Raw genomic sequence first — 20326 nt, 5'->3', positions numbered from 1 at the left:
CCTTTCCGCAACCTCCGAGGCAGGCTCGGCATCCTGCCAGTCGGGAAAAATTGAATCCCGTCGATCTAGTCAGATTCGATATCAAATTGCAATGGCAATAGCGCGCCGACCGTTTACGGTCAGCTTGAAAGCGCACTAGGCTCAGATCCAATCGCCAGGGAAGCCCACTTCCCGGCCGGAACAGGGGATTGCGACCATGGAGAACACGCCATCGGGTCCCGCTTTGACCCAGGACGTCACCGACCTCGAACGCCAGACCATCCGCCGCGTCGCCCGCCGGCTGCTGCCGATGCTGATGGCCTGCTATTTCGTCGCCTACCTCGACCGGGTGAACGTAGGCTTCGCCTCTCTCACCATGAACAGGGCGCTGGGCTTCTCCTCGGCGGTCTACGGCTTCGGCGGCGGGATATTCTTCCTCGGCTACTTCATCTTCGAGGTCCCCAGCAACATCCTGCTCAGCAAAGTCGGCGCCCGCCGCTGGATCGCCCGCATCCTGGTCACCTGGGGCATCATCTCCGCCTGCACCGCCTTCATTTCCGGCCCGACATCGTTCTACTCGGTCCGCTTCCTGCTGGGCCTGGCCGAGGCCGGCTTCTTCCCCGGCATCATCCTGTACCTGACCTGGTGGTTCCCATCCTACTACCGGTCCCGCATCGTCGGCATGTTCATGGCGGCAATCCCGCTGTCCAACATCCTGGGCTCGCTGGTCTCCGGAGTCCTGCTCGACCTCGACGGCCGGTTCGGTTTCGCCGGCTGGCAGTGGCTGTTCATCCTGGAGGCGATCCCCGCGGTCATCCTCGGCGTGGCGTTCTGGTTCACCATGACCGACTGGCCGTCCGAGGCCCACTGGCTGACCGTCGACCAACGAAACTGGCTGACCACACGGCTGAACACCGAACAATCCCAGCGCGAGTCGATCCGGCACTACAGCCTGACCCAGGCCCTGACCAACAAGCGCGTGCTGCTGCTCAGCCTGGTGTATTTCGGCGGCACTTTCTCCGGCTACGGCATCGTGCTGTTCCAGCCGCAGATCGTGCACCGCCTCGCCGCGGGCTACGGCATGACCGGCGTGATCAACGCCATCCCCTACGTCTTCGCCGCCGCCGCGATGATCCTGTGGGGCCGCCATTCCGACCACACCGGCGAACGCCCGAAGCACGTCGCCATCGCCTATTCGGTCGGCGCGGCCGGCCTGATCGCAACCGCGCTGATGACCGATCCAATCCTGACCATGACGATGCTGGTGATTGCCGCCATGGGCCAATCCTCCACTGGCCCGACGTTCTGGAGCCTGCCCACCGCCATGCTGTCCGGCACGGCGGCGGCAGGCGGTATCGCCCTGATCAACGCGCTGGGCAACCTGGGCGGCTTCTTCGGTCCCTACATCTTCGGCCTGATCAAGGACGCCAGCGGCGGCAGCTTCACCTTCGCCCTGATGGTCCTCGCACTGGGCCCGATCATGTCCGCATCGATCGTCCTGGCCCTTGGCCACGACCGGAGGCTCGAACACATTCCAGGGCGAGAGGCGGCGGCCCGGCGGTAAGCCATCATCCCGCGAGAGTCGCTCCTTCAACCCATCTCCATCAACGCCTCATCGATATCCACGGACGTCAGGCACCACGCGTTATCCAAATACGCCACCACATGGCGCATGAAGGTCTCGCTCAATGCCAGCGCCCTCGCGTCGTCGCGCAAATGGTCGGCCAGCAGTGCCAGGGCCAATTGTCGTGGCCCCGGCCCGGCGTAGGTCCATTCGAACCCTGTCTTGTTAAAGCAATGCAAGTCCGCCCGAGGCGCCAGCGGCACCCCATCCACCGTCACCTTGATCCCGCGCAGCGTCCGCTCACCTTCATACGTCTTCATGCCGCGTCTCCGAACAACGGCGCCTGGATCGGCGCGTTCAGCGAACCGGCTGCGTCCGGTGGCATGGCCCGGCCTCCCAAACGGCAGCCTCAACAACGCTGCTCTAATTGACATACGTCTAGTCTCGGTCCGACCGGCCGAATCCGTCAACATCATCCCGCGTGTTCACCAATCGCTGACCACTGCACCCGACTCCGATCGACGGTGATATCCTGTCACGGGTGACCGACCCGATCCTTCTGTTCCTGACCATCGATGTCATTGCCCTGCTGCTGCTGGGCATGTGTGCGGCCGCCTTGCCGCTCGCTGCCTGCGGCTTCCTGGCCACCACGCTGAGTGGCCTCGGCATGCTGCTGTGCCTGCCACCGCTGCTGATGGGCACCGCCGCGACCACGCTTTCCCTCCCGATCGGCCCGCCAAACCTGTCGCTGCATCTCGCCCTCGATCCACTGTCCGCGTTCTTCCTGGCCACGCTGTTCCTGGCCGCGACCGCCATCGCGGCGTTCCAGGCAACGACAACACCACTGACCCCGGTCGCCTTGGTCCGGACAACGGCGTTCTGTCTCGCCGGAACGGCATTGTCGGTCCTGGCGGCAGATGGAGTCCTCCTGGCCATCGGTCTTGCCATCAGTTGCGGCGCCATCTGGCTGCCCCGGGGAAGCCGCCTCCCGCTGCTGATCCCGTTGCTCATGCTGGCCGCGGTCTGCCTGCTGGCCCCGGCTGGCTTCGCTCCCAATTTCGATGCCATTCGCGCCGCATCCGTCGATCCGAACCGCGCCGCCGTCACTGCCGCGCTGACCATTGCCGCTGTCGCCGGCCTGACTTGGAGTCGCCCGTCCGAACACTGCTGGACCCGAGACGCCCTGACCGCCGGCGTCATCATCCCGTCCGGTGCCTACCTGCTGCTGCGCCTGATCACCGAACTGCCTGGCGCGGCGATACCCGTGTGGTGCGGGTTCGTCCTGCTGCTGGCCGGCGCGGCGGCCACGATCGTTGAAGGCTGGTGCGCGGCCAGCCATCCGGACATCGACGGTGCGGTCCTGTGCCTGGCGCGGCGTCAGGCCGGCCTTGCCGCGGCAGGCATCGGCCTTGCCCTGATCGCCCGAACGGCGGACCTGCCCGGGGCGGCATCGTTTGCGCTGGCCTCGACTTTCCTGGCTGCGATCGGCAGCGGTGCCGCTTGCGTCCTGGCATCGCTTGCCGCCCGGGCGATCGCCGGCAGCGCCGGCACTTACCGCCTGTCCCGTCTCGGCGGCCTGGTTCACGCGATGCCGGCAACCGCGATCGCGCTGGCCGTGGGTTTGCTGGGTTTGTCCGCGATCCCACCCGGTGTCGGCTTCGCCGGCCTGTGGCTGTTGTTTCAGTCTGTCTTGTCCGCGCCCCGCATCGGCGGCCTGCTGTTCCAGCTTCCAATCGCCCTGACTGGCGCCGCGATCGCGCTCTCCGCCGCCCTGACCACCGCCGGCTCGCTCCGTCTGATCGGCATCGCGATCCTCGGCCGGCCGCGCACCCCGCGCGGCGCCGGTGCGCGCGAGAGCAAAGCGCCCACCCGGATCATCCTGCTGGCTCTGGCCGGTCTATCCCTGTTGCCCGGCCTGCTGCCGGGATCGACCCTGTGGCTGCTGGCCGACCCGGCGATCCGGGCCTTGACCAACGCCCATACAGGGGTGGCGTGGATGTCGCCCTTCACCGCCGTCAAGGGCTACCTCGCGCTTCCGGTGCTCGCGCTGCTGGCACTGACGACAGGCGGTGTGATGCTGGTATCACGCTGGTCGCCCCGGGAAGCCAAAGCCACCGGTCCCTGGACCGACGGCATGGCACCGCCGATCGGCTTACCCTTCGGCGAACCTGCCGCCCAATCCACCGGTGAGGGCTTCCTGCCGCCGCTTCCAGGCATCGCGCTGCCCCGGCGCCCGCGGCTTCCGGCCTTCATGCACCCGCGTCCGCCCTCGGCCGAGGCAGGACCATGGCTGATCCTGGTCACGTTCGCCGCACTGCTCCTGCTACTGGCGATGGCCGGATGACCCTGTTTCTGTCGCTGTTCGCACAAATCCTGCATATCGGCCTGATGATCGCCGCCGCGCCGACCGTGGCGGGGGCGATGGACTGGCTCGACGCCAGGTTCAGCGGACGATCCGGACCGCCGATCCTGCTGCCCTGGCGCGATCTGCTGCGGCTGTCCCGAAAAACCCCCATGACCATCGAGAGCGTCTCGATCGTCGCCCGCCTGACCCCGGCGCTCGGTCTGGGTGCGACGCTGTCGGCCGCCGCCCTGGTGCCGTCGTTCACCCTGGGGATGGCTCTGTCCCCGTTGGCCGACGTGCTGGTCATCGTATCGCTGCTGACCGTGGCCCGGCTCGCCGGCGGCCTGGCCGCTCTGGACTCCGGCGCCGCCCCGCCCGGCCTTGCCGCACAGACCGCCAGCGCCCGAGCGGTCCTGGCCGAACCGGCCCTGATGCTGGCCGTGGTGACGCTGGCGCTGATGGGGGGCAGCCTCAATCTCGACCAGATCATCGGCCAGCAGCGGGAGGGTTTGCTGCTGCCGGCGGCTGCCTCGGCCGTCGTCATGACCGCCATGCTGGCCCTGGTCTTCGCCGAGGCCAGCGTCCCGGCTGATGGCCTCGATGAGATGGCCAGTGGCATCGATCTGGCGATTGTCCGAATGACCGCTTGGTTGCGGCGCCTGGTCTGGATCGACCTGATCGGCGGCCTGTTCCTGCCGGTCGGGATGGCGGCGATCGGCAGCGCACCGCAGGCCTGGCTGATCGGGTTGGCGGTGTGGGGGATCAAACTCGGCGCTTTCATCCTGGGCCTGTGCGCCATCCAGACGACGCTGGGCCGAGTCCCGCACCGCCGCCTGCCCGACCTGATCGGCGTCGCGGCTCTGTTGGCACTGCTCGCCACCATCATGGTCCTGGCCAGCGCGGGGACGGCATGACCGCCCTGGCGCAAGGCAGTGCCGGGCTGGCCCTGGTGATGGGATTCGCCTTGCTGGTGACGGGGCAGGTGACCGCCGCGGCGATCATGCTGGTCGTTCAATCCGCCGCGGTCGCCGTGACGGCTGTGGTCCTGCACCAGCCACTGATGGCGATCCCGCCTTTGGTCCTTACCACCGGGATAGCACTGGCGCGGCATGAGACGTCCGATTTCCGCACAACCCCGGCCGGAGGCGCCAAACTCGGCATCGCCGTCGGCGCGGTTCTGGCCATTCTGTGCCAGTCGCTGGGCATTCTCGCGCTGCCGACGACGATCGTCCTGTTGTCGATCCTGCTCGCCGCGACCCGGTCCCAGCCGTTGATGCAGGTGATGGCGCTGGTCGCGCTGCAAAACGGGCTGACGCTGGCCGGCAGCCTGATCGCCCCGCCGGCAATGGGTCTCGCCGCCTTCTTGTTCCCGCTCGCCTGCCTGGCTTTGCCGCTGCCGGTCGCGGCCGGGATGTTGATCCCGGCCATCGCATCCCGGCGGGATCGCGGCCCGCCGCGCTTTGCCTACGCCGCCCCATGGCTTGGATGGATCGATCTGGGCCTGGCGCTGGCAATGACCGCCGCGACGCTGATCGTCCCACTCGGGCCGCTGGCTTCGGTGTTCGCTCCGTTGCTCGCCCTGGACGGCGTGATGCGGTCCTACATGCGGCGCACCCGCTTCGCCCTGACCCTGGCCCGCCGAGGCGCCGCCCTGGCGCAAACCGGTTTCACCGTCCTGGTGGTATGCGCACCCGATTTGACCACAGCGTGGCTGGCGGTGCTGGCCGCGCTGGCGACGGCCTTGCTGCCGGCGTTGTCCCGCCGTTGGAATGGCGCGGTCCTGGCCAGCCTCGCCGCCGGCCTGGCGCTGTTCGGGATGCAATTGCTGTCCGCCGCGCCGCCGCTCCTGGGCTGGTTCAGCCTGTTCGCCGGCTCCGTCACCATGGCGGCGATCGTGCCCGATCTCGCCGCGGTCTTTATCGTCCTGATCCTGCGCCTCGCCACTCAGGCCGCCTGGCCGCCGGACATCGCCGCTCTCGGTATCGGCACAGCCGTGCTCACCCTGCTGGCCTGCGCGTTCCTGCTGACCAGTCCCACCCGGTCGCACCGTGCGGCCCTGCTGTTCCTCGGCCATTCCAGCATCGTCTTGCTGGCCATCAGCATCGGCCAGGCCGACGGACGCTTCGCCGCGCTGATCCTGCTGATCCTGCTGATTCTGTCCCGCGCCGCCACCAGGATCACGGACGGACTGGCCGCCACGCTGGCAATCGTTGGCCTGGGCGGCGTACCGCCGGCGGGCATGTTTCCGGGCCTCGTCCTGGTGGTGCTGGCGCTGAGTGCCCACGATCCTTGGCTGCTGCTCCCCCTGGGCATCGCCCTGGTGCCGATGGTGCTGGCCGGCTTTCCCCGGCACCTTCCCGATTTTACCCCGCGACCGGAGGTCCCCTCGATCGCCTGGTTGCCCTTGGCGCTGGCCGCCCTGGTGGGCTACTTCGCCCCTGACACTGTCGTCCTCTGGCTACACGTACTGGTGGCCGGCCCCCCATGACCACCGCGAACGACATCATCCGGACAGCGGAAGCTGAAATCTGCCGCCCCTGGCCGCGGTATATCCTGTCCCACGCCGATTGGGCCGCCCTGACCCATGCGTCGGTCACCGAACCATGGACACTGCTCGCCCACTGGGCCGACACCGTCCAGGCCCACGCCCTGTTCCTCGATCCCCGGGCACTGACGATCATACCGGTCTCAACCCCGATCGAAGCCGGCCACTATCCCGCTTTGTCCCCGGTTCTGCCGGGTGCCGCCTGGTACGAGCGGATGATCCACGATCTGTGGGGCCACGTGGCGCAAGACGGCATTGACGCTCGGCCCTGGCTGGATCACGGCACCTGGCCGCAGATGCGCCCCATGGCCACGCGGCCGGAGCCGAGAACCGCCATCGAACCGCTGCTGCTGGCCGATCCCGACAGGGAAGGGGCCATGATGCTGCCCCTGGGACCAGTCTGGGGCCGCCTGGACGAAGCCGCGCATCTGCGCCTGACCCTGAACGGTTCCACCGTTCAGCATGCGGAGGCCGTGCTGGGATTCACCCACAAGGGCACCCTGACGCTGATGCGCGGCAAATCGCCCCGAGCCGCTGCCCGCTTCGCCGCCCGTCTGTCCGCCGACGCCACCGTCGCCCACTCGATCGCCTTCGCCGAAGCCACTGAGGCCGCCCTCGACGTCGCCGCCCCCACCCGCGCCGTCGCGCTGCGGATCGTCATGCTGGAAGTCGAGCGCATCGCCGGCCACCTGGACAACCTCACCGAAATCGGCCGCCTGGCCGACTCCCAATCGGTGCGAACCCGCTGCGGCCTGCTGCGCGAGACCCTGTTGCGCGCCACCGCCGCCGCGTTCGGCCACCGCCTGATGATGGATTGCGTCGTCCCCGGCGGCGTGGCGACCGACATCGCCGAAGGCGGCCCGCAAGTCATCCTGCGCGCACTGGGCGACATCGCCTCGCAGTTGGACTCCATTCGCCGCCTGCATGACGGTCCCGCCCTGGCCCTGCGGCTCGCCGGCCTGGGACGGACCGACAAACAACTGGTCGCCGCCCTGGGCGTCGGCGGCGTCGTCGGTCGTTCATCCGGACGTGCGTTCGACGTGCGCACCATGCTTTCGCCAGGATACGCCGCGCTCGCCCCTCGCATCGCCACCCGCGCCGAAGGCGACGCCGCTGTTCGGCAGCACCTGCGGCTGTTCGAGATCTCGGAAAGCCTTCGCCTCATCGGCGCCGCGCTCGACGCCCTGCCGGACGGTCCGCTGACCGTCGCCCTGCCGCAGGCTAGCGGCGAGGGAATAGGCTGTGCCGAGTCGATCCGCGGCGACATCTGGCACTGGCTGCGGCTGGATCACGGCCAGATCGCTTCGGTTTTCCCGCGCGATCCCGGCTGGGCCCTGTGGCCGCTGGCCGAACGCGTGCTGGAAGGAGCCGACGCCGACGATGCCAGCCTGATTCGTGCTTCTCTCGCACTGCCCGCTTCCGGAATGGATTTATGATACTTCGAACCCCGCACCCCGACCCCGTCGGCCCCGCGGACCCCGAAACCACGGCATCCCTGGCCGCCCGCCTGGAGGCCGCCGCGCAAGCCCGCCTGGGCCGCGGCCTGGCGATACGCCACGTCAATACAGGAAGCTGCAACGGCTGCGAGCTGGAACTGCGCGCGCTGAACAACGTCCTGTACGACCTGGAACGCTTCGGCCTGCGCTTCGTGGAAAGCCCCCGCCACGCCGACGTCCTGCTGGTAACCGGCCCACTGACCCGCAATCTGCGCACCGCGCTGGAGCAAGCCTGGGACGCCACACCGGACCCGAAATGGGTCGTCGCCGTCGGCGACTGCGCCGTAGACGGCGGCGTCTTCAAAGGCAGCTACGCCGTCCTGGGCGGCACCGGCCTCGCCGTCCCCGTCGACCTGACCATCGGCGGCTGCCCCCCACCCCCCGCCCGCATCCTGGCCGGTCTAAGAGCCCTGCTGGAAGCAAACGCCAAGTAATAACCCGCCACCCCTTCGTCACGCCAATGCAGACCCCACCCCGTCGTCATGCCGATGCAAAGGCCGCTCCGTCGTCACGCCAACGCAGACCCCGCCCCGTCGTCATGCCAACGCAAACGCCGTCCTCTCGTCATGCCGATGCAGACCCCGCCCCTTCGTCGTGCCAACGCAAACGCCATCCTCTCGTCACGCCGACGCAGACCTCGCCCCGTTGTCGTGCCAACGCAAACACCGTCCTCTCGTCATGCCGATGCAGATCGGCATCCACGCCTTTGCGGAAGCCCCGTAAAGCAAAATGTATATGCCAATGTCCGCCACCCTGAGCCAGGCGAGGCCGACTTCGCCGACAAGCGCCGGGCAGGACCGTCGCGCTTGGCCAACTGTCGTCGTGGACACTAGTCAAATTTTAAGGCGGATAAGCGGGATGTAGAGGGATAAAGGAGATGCGCAGCCGTCGAAGCCGGGCCCAAAACAGATCATAGCCTATGCCTTATCGGCCGATCCAAAACCGAAGTCCGCCGCATCGCCGCGCAGTCCTGAGCGAGAAGAAAATCCCCTTCATCCCCCTCGATCCCGCTACATCCGCCTTCAAAAAGAAGCAGCGACCACAAGCCGCCCTGACGACCCGTGCGAGATAGGACATTCGCGGCCCGAAACCAACACAGACTTGTCACAGCCCCCGACCAGCCGATCCCACAACAAAAACGACCCCTCCCGCGAACGGGAGAGGCCCATACCACAAACCCTAGCTGGCGGTCGGCTTGACGACCTTCTTCGCATGGGTCGTCGTCTTGTGTACGACGCTGGTCTTGTGGACCGCCGTCGTGTGGTGCACCACCGTCTTGGTCTTGGTCGCGGCCATCGCCGGCGACCCGGCAAGGGCGACCACAGGCAGGATGAAAGCCGTCGCGGCGATCAGACGTTTGAACGAGGTATTCACGAGCAGTTGCTCCGGAGAGGTTGAAGGGGCGCGCAGTCGGGCTAACAGTCGAGGCGAACTTCTCGCCCTAATCGACTGAGATCATTATGCAACGCCCATCCGCGCGAACGCAATAGGAATCAACCACGCAAAAGTGAGTATGTGGCATTAAAACAACCCATAGCGGCACGCGAGCCACAGTTTCTGCCGCTTCGACAGCCCCACCCGCAGGTCCAGCCGCGTCCACCCCCGCTTCTCCACCACCGTCAGAATCGCGTCATACGTCGCCGCCATCAAACGAGCCGGCTTCATCGCCCGCCGGTCGCACAGCGTCATCGCCTGCCGCGCCTCACGGAAATACCCGTGCGCCAGCGTCGCCAGCCGGTCGCAAACCTCCGGTAGGCCCGGGGCGGTCAGGATCGCCACCGGATCGGCCGGCACCCCGGCATCCCGCAGATATTCCCGAGGCAGATAGATCCGCCCCCGTTCCGCATCTTCCTCGATATCCCGCAAAATATTTGTCAACTGTAACGCTCGGCCCAGCGCATACGCCACCTGGTCCGCCGCCGGTGATGCATCGCCAAACGTCCGGACAGACAAACGTCCGACAGCCGACGCAACGCGATCGCAATAAAGATCCAGCTCAGCCATATCCGGCGCCACCACAACCGTTTCCGCGTCGGTCTGCATCCCGTCGATCACCGCGATGAAATCCTCAGCCCGCAACTGGAACCGAGGCACCGCCAACGCCAGCACACGCGTCACCGGCCCGTCGCTTCGGCCCTCATACAACCCGGCGATATTGTCCCGCCACACCGCCAGCTCACGCCGCTTGTCCTCCATCGATCCTGCCTCGTCGGCGATATCGTCAACGATCCGGCAGAACGCATAGATCGCGTACATCGCATGGCGCCGATCCGGCGGCAGTACACGCATGCCGTGATAAAACGACGTGCCGGCGGCACGCACGATCGCCTCCACCGCGTCCAGATCTTCCTTGGCCGCACCCAGCGGCGTGGTACGGTCCGTCATACCAGATAGAACACGGCGGCCAGGCTGCTGAACACGGCATCGGTTTTGCGCAGCTTCACCCGGCCCGCCAGTGGATCGTTATGCACCAGCCGGCGAGCCAGTCGTTTCGCCAACCCATGGATAATACCGGTCTCGATCCGCAGGCGCCGATTGCGCACGATCTCCGGCAATTCCGACGCCGCATGGTTCATCCGATCCACCCGGTCCAGCAACGTGATGAACACCCGGCGCAGCGCCGGCGTCTCGGCCGGCAACTTCAGATCGGCCACGGTCGCACCGAAATGATCCAGCAGCGCCTGCGGCAGATAGCAGCGGTCCAGCTCCGCCAGGTCCTTCCCGCAATCCTGCATATGGTTCAATATCTGCAACGACATGCACAGCGCATCCGATGGCGAGTAGCACTCATGATTCTCGCCATGCAGGTCCAGCACATAGCGCCCCACCGGCACCGCCGAGTAGTGGCAGTAGTTATACAGCTCATCGATCGTCGCATAACGCGACTTCGTCGCATCCTGGCGGAACGCGATCAACAGGTCGGTCGCATGCTGAGTCGAAAGCCCGGTCTCCGCCAGGCTGGCCCGCAACGCCAGCGCGCTGGGCGATCCAATCTCCCGCCGCCCCAGCAGCACGTCCTCCATGACATCAAGTCGGACCAGCTTGTCCTGCGGCGACAGCACCGGCGAATCGGCGATATCGTCGGCGTTGCGCGCGAACCGATAGAACCGATGGATCGGATCGCGATACCGCCGAGCGATCAGCACCGACCCGACAGGGAAATTCTCATCCCCCCGGTCCTTGCCCGACCAGTTCTCGACGTCGAGACCGCCCGCGCCGCTCATCCCGTTGTCCCCGGATACGCACGACCCTTCCACGCCACGCCGGCGCCACGGAAATGGTTCACCGCGGAACCGATAGTCGCTGCCATGTAGAAGCAGGCGACTAGCGGCAGAAACGGCGCCCACAGCGGCGATCGGCCGAACCGCGTCAAGGTCGGAAGATACGACGCCGACAGCAGCATCCACGCCGCCACGCCACACCAGAACGCCCGCCCATGGCCAAACAGCGCGGCCACCGGCGGCACCAGCCACACCAGCGCCATTCCCAGCGTCGTCGCGATCAGCAGCAGCAGCGAATAACGCAGTTGCACGAAAGCGGTCCGCGTGATCATGCGCCAGATATCAATGACCGCCGGATACGGCCGCACCGACCGGGCGAGGTCCGCATGGCCCAGCCAGATCCGCCCGCCCTTCTTCACCGCGGTCGCCAAGGCAACATCGTCGATCAACGCCCCCCTCACGCTTTCCACCCCACCGATCCGCCGCAACGCCCGCTGCCGGATCAAAATCGTCCCGCCGGCCGCGGCGGCGGTCCCTTTCAGGCCGTCGTTCACCCAGGCGAACGGATAAAGCAACTGAAAGAAATAAACAAAAGCCGGCACCAACCCCCGTTCCGCTCGGCTTTCGCACGCCAGTTTCACCATTTCCGACACCAGATCAAGACCATGCTGCTCTATCAGAGCAACGAGGCAGGACAGATGCGCCGGCTCGTGGACGATATCGGCATCGGTCAGCAGAATCAGCTCCGCATCATCGGCTTCCACCACCCCCTGCGAGACCGCCCACAGCTTGCCGCTCCACCCCGCCGGTCGAGGCGCCCCGGCGATCACGGTCACCCGAGGATCGCCGATCCCCCGAACGATGTCACCCGTTCCGTCGGTGCTGTTGTCATCCGTCAGGATCACCCGGAACGAGCCGGCATAATCCTGCGCCAGCAACGACCGCATCGTCGCCTCGATCACCGGCGCCTCATCACGTGCCGGCACGACGATCGCCACGGATGGCGCGGTGGCCGGATATGCCACCGGCAGCACCGGCCCCGCCTGCCAGAACATGCCATGTGCGAACACCAGGTAGATCCAGATCAGCAAGGCCAGAATCGCGAGCGTCGTCATCCGGCCAGCATACCATTCGCCCGGAACCACGCGACCGCGTCTTCCACCGCCAGGCGCACCGGACGAGGCTGATAACCCAGCTCCGTCGCCGCCTTGGCCGAGGAATAGAACATCTTCTTGCGCGCCATCTTCAGGTGGTCACGAGTCATCATCGGTTCGATACCCGTGAACTTCGCCAGCTTCTCCATTACCAGCGCCGCCGGCCAGACCAGCGCCTCCGGCAACTGGATGGATGGCGGCCGGCGATGCACTACATCGGCGACCAGCCCCAAGATGTCCTTCAGCAGCATGTTCTCGCCGCCGAGCACATAGCGCTGCCCGATCCGGCCCTTTTCCAGCGCCAGCACATGGCCCTCCGCGACGTCGTCGACATGGACGATGTTCAGCCCGGTATCGATATACGCAGGCACCCGTCCGGCCGCCGCATCCCGGATCATCTTCCCGGTCGGAGTCGGCTTGATATCGCGCGGTCCTACCGGCGCGGCAGGGTTGACCACCACCACCGGCAGCCCCTCCCGTTCGGCTAGTTCCAGCACGGCCCGCTCTGCCAGGTACTTCGAACGCTTATAGATCCCGACAAAATCCGCCTCATGCGTCGGAGTTTTCTCATCGGCCGGCGTGCCGTCGCCAATCTGGCCCAGCGTGGCGACGGAACTGCAATGAACGATCCGTTCGGCCCCGGCCTTCGCCGCGGCCCGCACCATCGCCAGCGCACCATCCACGTTGGCGCGCAACATGGCGTCGGGATCGGGCACCCAGAACCGGTAATCCGCCGCCACATGCAGGACGTATCGGCACCCGGCAGCGGCCCGGATCAACGACTCAGGATCGGTCAGGTCGCCGGTCACGATCTCGGCATCGACACCGGCCAGGTTGCGCCGGTCGCTGGTGGGACGCGTCAGCAGCCGCAGCGAGTGGCCGCGGGCCGCCAGCACCCGCGCGACGGCGGAGCCTACGAAACCGGTAGCACCCGTGACCAGGGTCGTCATGCAAAGCCTTTCTCATGCCCAAAGCAGGCCGGGCTCTGCCCGGACCCGCAAAGGGACCGACGGCCCCTTTGATCCCATGAATTTAAGTGGTTGGACAGGACACGAACAGCACCGGCCTTGCTCCGGCGCCTTCGTGAAGGCAGAAGCCGCCCACCATGAGACGCTTATCCCTCGTTCTGGCCCTGCTGGGGGCGCTCACCGCGCTGCTGCTGGTGTCGTACTATGGCTTCGGCAACATCATCTCCGCGGTCGGCCGGATCGGCTGGCCGAAGTTCGGCCTGATCGTCGGATGGCAATTCGTGCTGTTCGTGATCCTTGGGTTGGCCTGGGATCTGATCACACCTTCGCGCGCCACACGCCGGCCCTGGGTGCTGATCTGGGGCCGCATGGTCCGCGACGCCTCGGCCAACTGCCTGCCGTTCTCCCAGGTCGGCGGCTTCGTCTTCGGCGCCCGAGCGGTCACCCTGCACGGCGTCGAGTGGCACACAGCCACGGCTTCCACCGTAGTGGACGTCACCGCCGAGTTCCTGGCGCAGATCGCCTTCGCCTGCATCGGCCTGGGTATCCTGCTGGTGCGGCAGCCCGGTTCGCGCCTCGCCATGCCCGCCGAGATCGGCATCGGCGCGGCCGTCCTCGCCTGCTTCGGCTTTGTCTGGGTGCAGAAGGGCGCCGCGCCGGTGTTCGCCCGCATCGGCCGCCGCATCGCCCGCAACCGGTTCTCCAACGCCGAGGAACGCTTCGACCTGCTGCAGGCCCAACTCGTCCTGATCTACGGCCACACCGGCAAGCTGGCGCTGGGCTGTTTCGTGCACCTGATCGGCTGGCTCAGCACCGGGGTGGCCGGCTGGATCACCTACCGGGCGCTCGGCGTGCCGATCGACTTCGACGACGCACTGGCAATCGAGGCCCTGCTGAGCGCCGCCGCCGCGCTCGCCTTCCTGGTCCCAGTCAACGCCGGCGTGCAGGAGGCAGGGTATGCCGGCCTAGGCGCGATCTTCGGCGTCCCCCCCGAATTGTCGCTAGCCGTCTCCCTGGTGCGCCGTGCTCGAGATATCGTGATCGGCGTGCCGATCCTCCTCATCTGGCAGTTCGTCGAAATGCGCCGCCTGCGAACCGCGGAGCGTCCGAACGCCAAAATCCCAGCAACCCAGGACCGTTGAACGCTGCCGCGACCCGTCACGGAGCCTGCACGAAACCAAGCCGAACCGCATAATCCCGCACATCGCCGGGCCACCCGGCGGTGTGGTCCTCAAACCGAACCCGGTGGTCGGCGAACAGCGCGCGTATCGCCTCTTCATAACCCGGCAGATCGCCCGCCAGCGCCGACATGACGTGGTAGGCGGCCTCCTGCGCGGCGCGCCTATCCTGTCGCGAGCCGCCAACACGCCGAGCCTCCTCCACCAATCGGCGCAACGCCACCGACGCCCCCCCGGGCTGCGCGCTGAGCCACTCCCAATGGCGCGGCAACAGCGTAACCTCCCGCGCCACCACCCCGAGTTTCGGCCGGCCCCGCGCCGGCGGCACGGCAGCCGACCCGGATCCCGCCATCTCAGGCACCTTGGGTTGCACAGCGACCGGGGCAGGGGAGTCCGCCAACCGAGCAATCAGGTCGGCCTTCGTGCCACGCAGATCCAGATCGACAACCCGCCCCGTCGCATCGTCGAAGGTAAGAATGGCCTCGGTCCCAGAACCGCCGCTGGCATTCCTGACCGCAAGCGCAACCTCAACCAACGGACCAGCCGAAAGCAGGCGGCTCCCCACGAAAGCGGTGCAAGGTTTTATGAATGTCTCGTTCACGGCAGGTAATCCCAAGGACAAATCTATTTATACCCGTATAATAAAAGTCCGTCAATCTCCCAGGTCGTCGCTACATCACCCCGCCGGCCCTCGCCCCACCGTCATGCCGACGTAGGTCGGAATCCACGCCTTTCTCCGCACAAAAGCCGCAACTCAAAGCCACCCACCCACGCCGGCACCAGCACCAACCGGTCAAAACTCACACCGCAAATATAACCCGGATAATAAACATCGCCATCCCGACCATCAGCCCCAACAACGGACCACGCATTGACGACCGCCCCGGCCAGCGGCATTGCTCCCCGCCATGCGTATCGCCGCCATCCTCGTCGCCGCCGGCTCCGGCACCCGCTTCGGTGCCGAGACCCCCAAACAGTTCCTCACCATCGCCAACAAACCGGTCATCCGCCACGCCGCGGACGCCCTGGCCGCCCACGTGACCCTGCTGCAACCCGTCGGCGACCCGACCTCCATCGACCCGATCCTGCACGGCATCACCGGCTGCCTGCCCGCGGCACCCGGCGGCGCAACCCGCCAGGACAGCGTCCGAGCCGGCCTGGAAGCGCTCGCCCCGCACGCCCCCGACGTCGTCCTGGTCCACGACGCCGCCCGCCCATTCATCCCGGACGGCACCATCCCCGCCCTCCTGGCCGCGCTAAAAGAATCCCCCGGCGCCATCCCAGCCGCCCCCGTCGCCGACACCCTCAAGCGGGTCGTGCGCGGCGTGATCACCGAAACCGTGCCCCGCAGCGGCCTGTTCCGAGCCCAAACCCCGCAGGCGTTCCGGTTCGCGATATTGCTGGCCGCGCATCGCGCCGGCCTGACAGGCGCCACCGACGACGCTTCGTTACTGGAAGCCGCCGGAGAAACCGTGGAAGTCGTCCCCGGATCGGACGACAACATCAAACTGACCTATCCGGACGATCTGATCCGGCTGGAGCGCATCATGGGTGCCCTGTTAACGCCGCGCGTCGGCACCGGCTTCGACGTCCACGTCCTGGAGGCCGGCCGGCCGCTGTTCCTGTGCGGCATTCAGGTGCCGCACGACAAAGGCCTCGCCGGCCACTCCGACGCCGATGTCGGCATCCACGCCCTGTGCGACGCTATCTACGGCGCCCTGGCCGAGGGCGACATCGGCCGCCACTTCCCCCCCAGCGAGGCCACCTGGAAAGACGCCGACAGCGCCCGCTTCCTGACCCACGCCGCCGAACGCATCGCCATCAGAGGCGGCCGCCTGGTCAACGCCGACGTCACCCTGATCTGCGAGCGCCCCAAGATCACCCCGCACGCCCCGGCGATGATCCAACGCCTGGCCAGCCTCCTCGGCGTCGACCCCGCCCGTATCTCGGTCAAGGCTACGACCACGGAACGCCTGGGCTTCACCGGCCGCGGCGAGGGCATCGCCGCCCAGGCCGTGGTCTCCATCCTCGTCCCAGACTGTCTTCCCCCCTCGCCGGAGACCGCGAACCCATGAGGACATTCACCGCCCCCGCCACCCTGCTGGCCATCACCCTGATCGCCGGCTGCACCACCACGCAGCCGCCCTACGACGGCAACCCCTTTCCGCCGGTGCCGGCGCCGGTCGCGGAAGTCATCCCCAAACCGCCCGTCACCGGCGAGCAACTGTTATGGCAGCCCGGCCACTGGGACTGGAGTGGCGGCGGCTATGTCTGGGCGAGGGGCGAGTACGTCCCCGCCGCCGGCCACGGCAACCTATGGACACAAGGCTGGTGGTCCCGCACCGACGCTGGCTGGACCTGGCAACCCGCCCACTGGACGTCCTAAAACCGGAAGGGCAGGGGCCACAGGAACGCTCTGGCCCACCCAGCAACGCCACCGCCCGTCTAACGCTCTCTCCGTCATGCCGACGAAGGTCGGCATCCACGCCTGCTTATCCACATAAAAACAAACACATAACGCAGATCAGATCCCGCCTCACCCCCCCGTAACCGGCGGAAAGAACGCCACCTCATCCCCCGCTCGGATCACCGCATCAGGACCGGCGAACTCCTGGTTAACCGCACACCGCACGGTCCGCCGGTTCGCGAACGCGTTCGCATACCGCGGCCCCAACGTCACCAGATAATCCACCAACTCCCCGACAGTATCGACGCCATCGGGAACGCACAGTTCCTCCTGCCCGGAACCAACCCGCTCCCGCAGCCACGCAAAATACAAAACCGTCAGCGGTTTACTCATGACCTACCCATCCGATCCCGGTCTGAACGAAGCAAACGTCACTCCTTCGCCTTGAACCGGTAGACCTCCGCATCACCCGGAAACGCCACCGCCCGAACATCCGCCGCATACCGAGACACCGCATCGGTAATCGACCCGCGGAGGTCCGCATACCGCCGCACAAACTTCGGCGTCCACTCGAACACCCCCAACATGTCGTCGGTCACCAGAATCTGCCCGTCGCACTTCGGCGAAGCCCCAATCCCGATCGTCGGCGCCCGAACCGACCCGGTAATCTCGGCGGCCAACGCCTCCGACACACCCTCCAGCACAATCGCAAAACACCCGGCCTCATCCACCGCACGCGCCTCGGCGATAACCCGAGCGCGTTCGTCGTCATTGCGCCCCTTAGCCTTGAACCCCCCATCGACGTGAACCGCCTGAGGCCGCAGCCCGACATGCCCCATCACCGGCACACCACGCTGCACCAGGAAAGCGACGGTGCCGGCGAGCGCCTCCCCCGCCTCGATCTTCACCGCCTGGCAGCCGGTCTCCTTCATCACCCGCACCGCCGCCGCGTATGCCTGTTCGGGCGACCCCTCAAACGACCCAAACGGCAGATCGACCACAACGAGAGCATGCGACGACCCCCGCACCACCGCCTGCCCATGCAGGATCATCATCTCCAGCGTCACCGCGGTGGGCGTCGGCAGCCCATGCACCACCATCCCGACGGAATCACCGACCAGCAGAAAATCCACATGCGGATCGAGCAACGCCGCCACCGGCGCGGTATAGGCCGTCAGGCTGACGATCTTCTGCCGCCCCTTCAGCGCGAGGATGTCGGGCACGGTGACCCGGCGGGACACGACCTGTTTCGACATCGGATGCCTCCTTCTGCCAGCTCCGGCCGACACGACCCGGCCTCGGGCGGAGCGGTCTGACAGGAAGCGGGAGCGGTGGCAACGTTCGGCCGATTAGGCGGCCATGATCCACGCCACCGGACCGGCAATCGCCTCGTGGGTTCCACGAAGGGACAGACCTGGCAAGTATCGTCCCAGACCAAATCTGAACCAACCAGCTACCGAGGCGTATCCTGCCCGAACACGATCCGATGCCCGTCAGGCGTCGTGACGACGATTTCCCTCATCCCATATGCCGTGTCGGTCGGCGGTGAGCACGCAGCCCCTCGGGCTGTCAGCTCGCCATGCAGTGCATCGACATCATCGACACTCAGATAGCCGAACCAATTGTGAGACCCCAGTCCGGAAGGCGGCAGGGCATTCGGACAGTTTCCCAGCATGATCCGCACACCGTCCCGCTCGACCAGCCGCCAATCCGTCGCTTCTTCCCACAAAACACGAAACCCCAGAACATCGCGGAAGTAGGTTGCGCTTCGGTTGAAGTCCGGAACGGCGAGCACAAAGGCCCATGGGGCAATGCGTGACATCCGAATTCCCGCTGCTGGTGGAGGTATCAAACTATGCATTCAACCAAACGTCGCATCAAGCGCGCTGATGCTGACGTAATATCCGTCAGGATCACGCAGTGAAAACTCCAGCGTTCCGGTGCTGGGATTCACATGCGGCTCCTCTTCCAGTCGGTCGACCAGTTTCCGCCCCATCGACAAGGCAATGTCAAAATTATCGACCCGGAAGAACAACAAAAGCCCGTTGCCAGGCTTGGCCGCGTGCGGATTTGTCAACGAAGGATGCCCGTGAGCACCCCACGCATGGAGACAGAGCAGAACCGTTCCATCCACATCGAGGATTTGCCCAAAGTAGTCGTGGGCGGGAGCCGTTTCCGGCAGACCAAGCAACGACTGGTACCACTTAAAACTCTGAGCCACGTCAGCCACGCCGATGATCGTCCACGTGCGCTTCATATCACTCATTCTCCCATTCCCGGTCGTAATGCTTTGCAGGGAGCCAATACCGAGCAGCATTCTGCATGGCCAATTCGCTGGCGCGCAAATGCATCTACCAGGAAACGTGCACCGCATCCTGCAGGGCGCGGAAGCATGAAGACCAGCCGATCAATCGCTGACGCCGTCCCGGCCTTCGACCGCCATCATCGTTGCGGTTAGCAGAGCGATCAACTTCTCCTGTCCTCCGCTCTCAGCGAATACCTCTGTCTGAGCGAGCGTCAACGTACGGCCTGCCTTGATCACTCTGCCGCGGGCGATGATACGATCTCCAGCGGCGGGCGCGACAAGGTTGATTTTGAACTCTGTCGTCAACACACCTCTATCCGGGGGCATCAGGCTGAGAGCGGCATACCCGGCGGCCGAATCAGCTATGGCGCTGACGGCGCCCCCGTGAACAAAGCCGTGCTGCTGTGAGATCGCTGGGGCAGGGTGGATCGCAATCTCAACAAGGCCGGGAGCGACCTTGATGAGTGCAGCCCCCAGTGTGGCCATGAGCCCCTGCTTGGCGAAACTCGCTCGGATACGGTCCTCATAACCGGCATTCTCAGTTTCATGTTTCATGATTGCCCCTACAATCGTCGAATCGTGGAAATCGCGCAGATTGTCTGCAATCGAACCATCCTGTGCTTGACTCAAGAATATCAGGTTTCGCCGAAGGCACGACCGTAACCAAGTCGCGGCAAACGTGGTGGAACCACGTCCTCCCTACGGCGGCTCCGACGCACCACAACGAGGGCAAAAAGGTATCTTCTGCTTGGGATGCATAAGAAATTTAAAATGGCACTTCGGACATTCAGCGTGAATATGGGAAATTGCGCGATCTTGCCACCATTGGGCAGTCAAGTATAACAAAAAAGCCGCAGTATCCTCAGCTACATTCTCTAAAATTACGTATATTATCTTTTCGTGCCCATGGTCGTGCCAGTTGGTTTCGTAGTCATCTAGTATAAAGATTACGGCCGGGATGAGAAAAATATACCATCCATAGCGTCGCATAAACTTCATCATCGTTCGACAGCGATTCGTATGACCAACCCTGCACGCCCGTTTCGTGTGATAGTAGCACGATAGGCCAAAAGCCGACCATGGAGAAGGAGACGATACCGCAACGCTGCCCGGGCTGCTTCGCGATACTCAAGACTTTCGAGAACTACGTTAGACCCAATAATTT

Annotated in this window: 21 protein-coding genes; 9 read left to right on the top strand and 12 right to left on the bottom strand. The window is 65.7% G+C overall.

The genetic code is table 11. The features are described from left to right. Positions 1-196 precede the first annotated feature (196 nt). Positions 197-1543: an MFS transporter gene (locus GSQ89_RS03095; protein WP_158921892.1), complete on the top strand. Its 1347-nt coding sequence runs from the start codon at positions 197-199 to the stop codon at positions 1541-1543. A 26-nt stretch (positions 1544-1569) separates the two neighbouring features. Here GSQ89_RS03095 and GSQ89_RS03090 read toward each other — a convergent pair whose 3' ends face one another. Next, positions 1570-1863 carry a DUF6166 domain-containing protein gene (locus tag GSQ89_RS03090; protein WP_158921890.1) on the bottom strand — a complete coding sequence of 98 codons (294 nt, stop codon included), beginning with the start codon at positions 1861-1863 and terminating at the stop codon, positions 1570-1572. A gap of 221 nt (positions 1864-2084) precedes the next feature. Between GSQ89_RS03090 and GSQ89_RS03085 the strand changes: the two genes are divergently transcribed. The 5 genes from GSQ89_RS03085 to GSQ89_RS03065 are packed head-to-tail and all read left to right on the top strand — an operon-like array spanning position 2085 to position 8362. Next, a complete protein-coding gene (locus tag GSQ89_RS03085; RefSeq protein ID WP_158921888.1) occupies positions 2085-3887 on the top strand; it encodes a hypothetical protein in 1803 nt (600 codons plus the stop codon). Beyond that, positions 3884-4801, top strand: coding sequence for an NADH-quinone oxidoreductase subunit H (locus GSQ89_RS03080; protein ID WP_158921886.1), 918 nt, complete (start codon positions 3884-3886; stop codon positions 4799-4801). Before GSQ89_RS03085 ends, GSQ89_RS03080 begins: the two co-directional genes overlap by 4 nt. Next, positions 4798-6375 carry a hypothetical protein gene (locus GSQ89_RS03075; RefSeq protein WP_158921884.1) on the top strand — a complete coding sequence of 526 codons (1578 nt, stop codon included), beginning with the start codon at positions 4798-4800 and terminating at the stop codon, positions 6373-6375. The genes GSQ89_RS03080 and GSQ89_RS03075 overlap by 4 nt, the downstream gene beginning before the upstream one ends. Next, on the top strand, positions 6372-7868 hold the full coding sequence (locus tag GSQ89_RS03070; protein ID WP_158921882.1) for an NADH-quinone oxidoreductase subunit C: 1497 nt from the start codon (positions 6372-6374) through the stop codon (positions 7866-7868). The genes GSQ89_RS03075 and GSQ89_RS03070 overlap by 4 nt, the downstream gene beginning before the upstream one ends. Continuing rightward, positions 7865-8362 (top strand): NADH-quinone oxidoreductase subunit B family protein, encoded by a 498-nt coding sequence (locus GSQ89_RS03065; RefSeq protein WP_158921880.1) that lies wholly within the window; start codon positions 7865-7867, stop codon positions 8360-8362. The genes GSQ89_RS03070 and GSQ89_RS03065 overlap by 4 nt, the downstream gene beginning before the upstream one ends. 745 nt (positions 8363-9107) lie before the next feature. Here GSQ89_RS03065 and GSQ89_RS03060 read toward each other — a convergent pair. From GSQ89_RS03060 to hpnA, 5 genes are all read right to left on the bottom strand, one after another. Beyond that, positions 9108-9302, bottom strand: coding sequence for a hypothetical protein (locus tag GSQ89_RS03060; RefSeq protein ID WP_158921878.1), 195 nt, complete (start codon positions 9300-9302; stop codon positions 9108-9110). 147 nt (positions 9303-9449) lie between these two features. Then, positions 9450-10313: a presqualene diphosphate synthase HpnD gene (gene hpnD, locus GSQ89_RS03055; RefSeq protein WP_158921876.1), complete on the bottom strand. Its 864-nt coding sequence runs from the start codon at positions 10311-10313 to the stop codon at positions 9450-9452. Next, a complete protein-coding gene (hpnC, locus tag GSQ89_RS03050) occupies positions 10310-11152 on the bottom strand; it encodes a squalene synthase HpnC (RefSeq protein WP_158921874.1) in 843 nt (280 codons plus the stop codon). The genes hpnD and hpnC overlap by 4 nt, the downstream gene beginning before the upstream one ends. Continuing rightward, positions 11149-12264 carry a glycosyltransferase gene (locus tag GSQ89_RS03045; RefSeq protein WP_158921871.1) on the bottom strand — a complete coding sequence of 372 codons (1116 nt, stop codon included), beginning with the start codon at positions 12262-12264 and terminating at the stop codon, positions 11149-11151. Before GSQ89_RS03045 ends, hpnC begins: the two co-directional genes overlap by 4 nt. Further along, entirely contained in the window at positions 12261-13253 is a 993-nt protein-coding gene (gene hpnA / locus GSQ89_RS03040) for a hopanoid-associated sugar epimerase (RefSeq protein ID WP_158921869.1), read from the bottom strand. The genes GSQ89_RS03045 and hpnA overlap by 4 nt, the downstream gene beginning before the upstream one ends. Before the next feature lie 155 nt (positions 13254-13408). Here hpnA and GSQ89_RS03035 point away from each other — a divergent pair, with 155 nt between their 5' ends. Continuing rightward, positions 13409-14413, top strand: a complete 1005-nt coding sequence (locus tag GSQ89_RS03035; protein WP_158921867.1) for a flippase-like domain-containing protein — start codon at positions 13409-13411, stop codon at positions 14411-14413. Between the two features lie 16 nt (positions 14414-14429). On the opposite strand, the gene GSQ89_RS03030 is transcribed toward GSQ89_RS03035, so the two are convergent. After that, positions 14430-15050, bottom strand: a complete 621-nt coding sequence (locus GSQ89_RS03030) for a DUF2239 family protein (protein WP_158921865.1) — start codon at positions 15048-15050, stop codon at positions 14430-14432. A 307-nt stretch (positions 15051-15357) separates the two neighbouring features. On the opposite strand from GSQ89_RS03030, the gene GSQ89_RS03025 reads away from it, so the two are divergent. Both GSQ89_RS03025 and GSQ89_RS03020 read left to right on the top strand, forming a co-directional pair. Then, positions 15358-16524 (top strand): bifunctional 2-C-methyl-D-erythritol 4-phosphate cytidylyltransferase/2-C-methyl-D-erythritol 2,4-cyclodiphosphate synthase, encoded by a 1167-nt coding sequence (locus tag GSQ89_RS03025; RefSeq protein WP_158921863.1) that lies wholly within the window; start codon positions 15358-15360, stop codon positions 16522-16524. After that, on the top strand, positions 16521-16835 hold the full coding sequence (locus GSQ89_RS03020) for a YXWGXW repeat-containing protein (RefSeq protein ID WP_158921861.1): 315 nt from the start codon (positions 16521-16523) through the stop codon (positions 16833-16835). The genes GSQ89_RS03025 and GSQ89_RS03020 overlap by 4 nt, the downstream gene beginning before the upstream one ends. Before the next feature lie 150 nt (positions 16836-16985). On the opposite strand, the gene moaD is transcribed toward GSQ89_RS03020, so the two are convergent. The 5 genes from moaD to GSQ89_RS02995 all read right to left on the bottom strand — a co-directional run bounded on the left by moaD (position 16986) and on the right by GSQ89_RS02995 (position 19791). Next, positions 16986-17249: a molybdopterin converting factor subunit 1 gene (gene moaD, locus GSQ89_RS03015; RefSeq protein WP_254073050.1), complete on the bottom strand. Its 264-nt coding sequence runs from the start codon at positions 17247-17249 to the stop codon at positions 16986-16988. A gap of 38 nt (positions 17250-17287) precedes the next feature. After that, the gene (panB, locus tag GSQ89_RS03010; RefSeq protein WP_158921859.1) at positions 17288-18112 is read right to left on the bottom strand and encodes a 3-methyl-2-oxobutanoate hydroxymethyltransferase; all 825 of its coding nucleotides are present in this window, start codon (positions 18110-18112) and stop codon (positions 17288-17290) included. 197 nt (positions 18113-18309) lie between these two features. Further along, positions 18310-18678 (bottom strand): VOC family protein, encoded by a 369-nt coding sequence (locus GSQ89_RS03005; RefSeq protein ID WP_158921857.1) that lies wholly within the window; start codon positions 18676-18678, stop codon positions 18310-18312. A 39-nt stretch (positions 18679-18717) separates the two neighbouring features. Next, positions 18718-19122 carry a VOC family protein gene (locus tag GSQ89_RS03000; protein WP_216855983.1) on the bottom strand — a complete coding sequence of 135 codons (405 nt, stop codon included), beginning with the start codon at positions 19120-19122 and terminating at the stop codon, positions 18718-18720. 141 nt (positions 19123-19263) lie between these two features. Beyond that, positions 19264-19791 (bottom strand): PaaI family thioesterase, encoded by a 528-nt coding sequence (locus GSQ89_RS02995; RefSeq protein WP_254073049.1) that lies wholly within the window; start codon positions 19789-19791, stop codon positions 19264-19266. Between the last annotated feature and the right edge of the window lie 535 nt (positions 19792-20326).

It is taken from the genome of Acidisphaera sp. S103, assembly GCF_009765975.1.
In the GTDB taxonomy this organism is placed as follows: Bacteria; Pseudomonadota; Alphaproteobacteria; order Acetobacterales; family Acetobacteraceae; genus Rhodopila.
The sequence above is the reverse complement of the archived record's forward strand: the minus strand, read 5'-3'. Positions and strand labels throughout refer to the sequence as shown.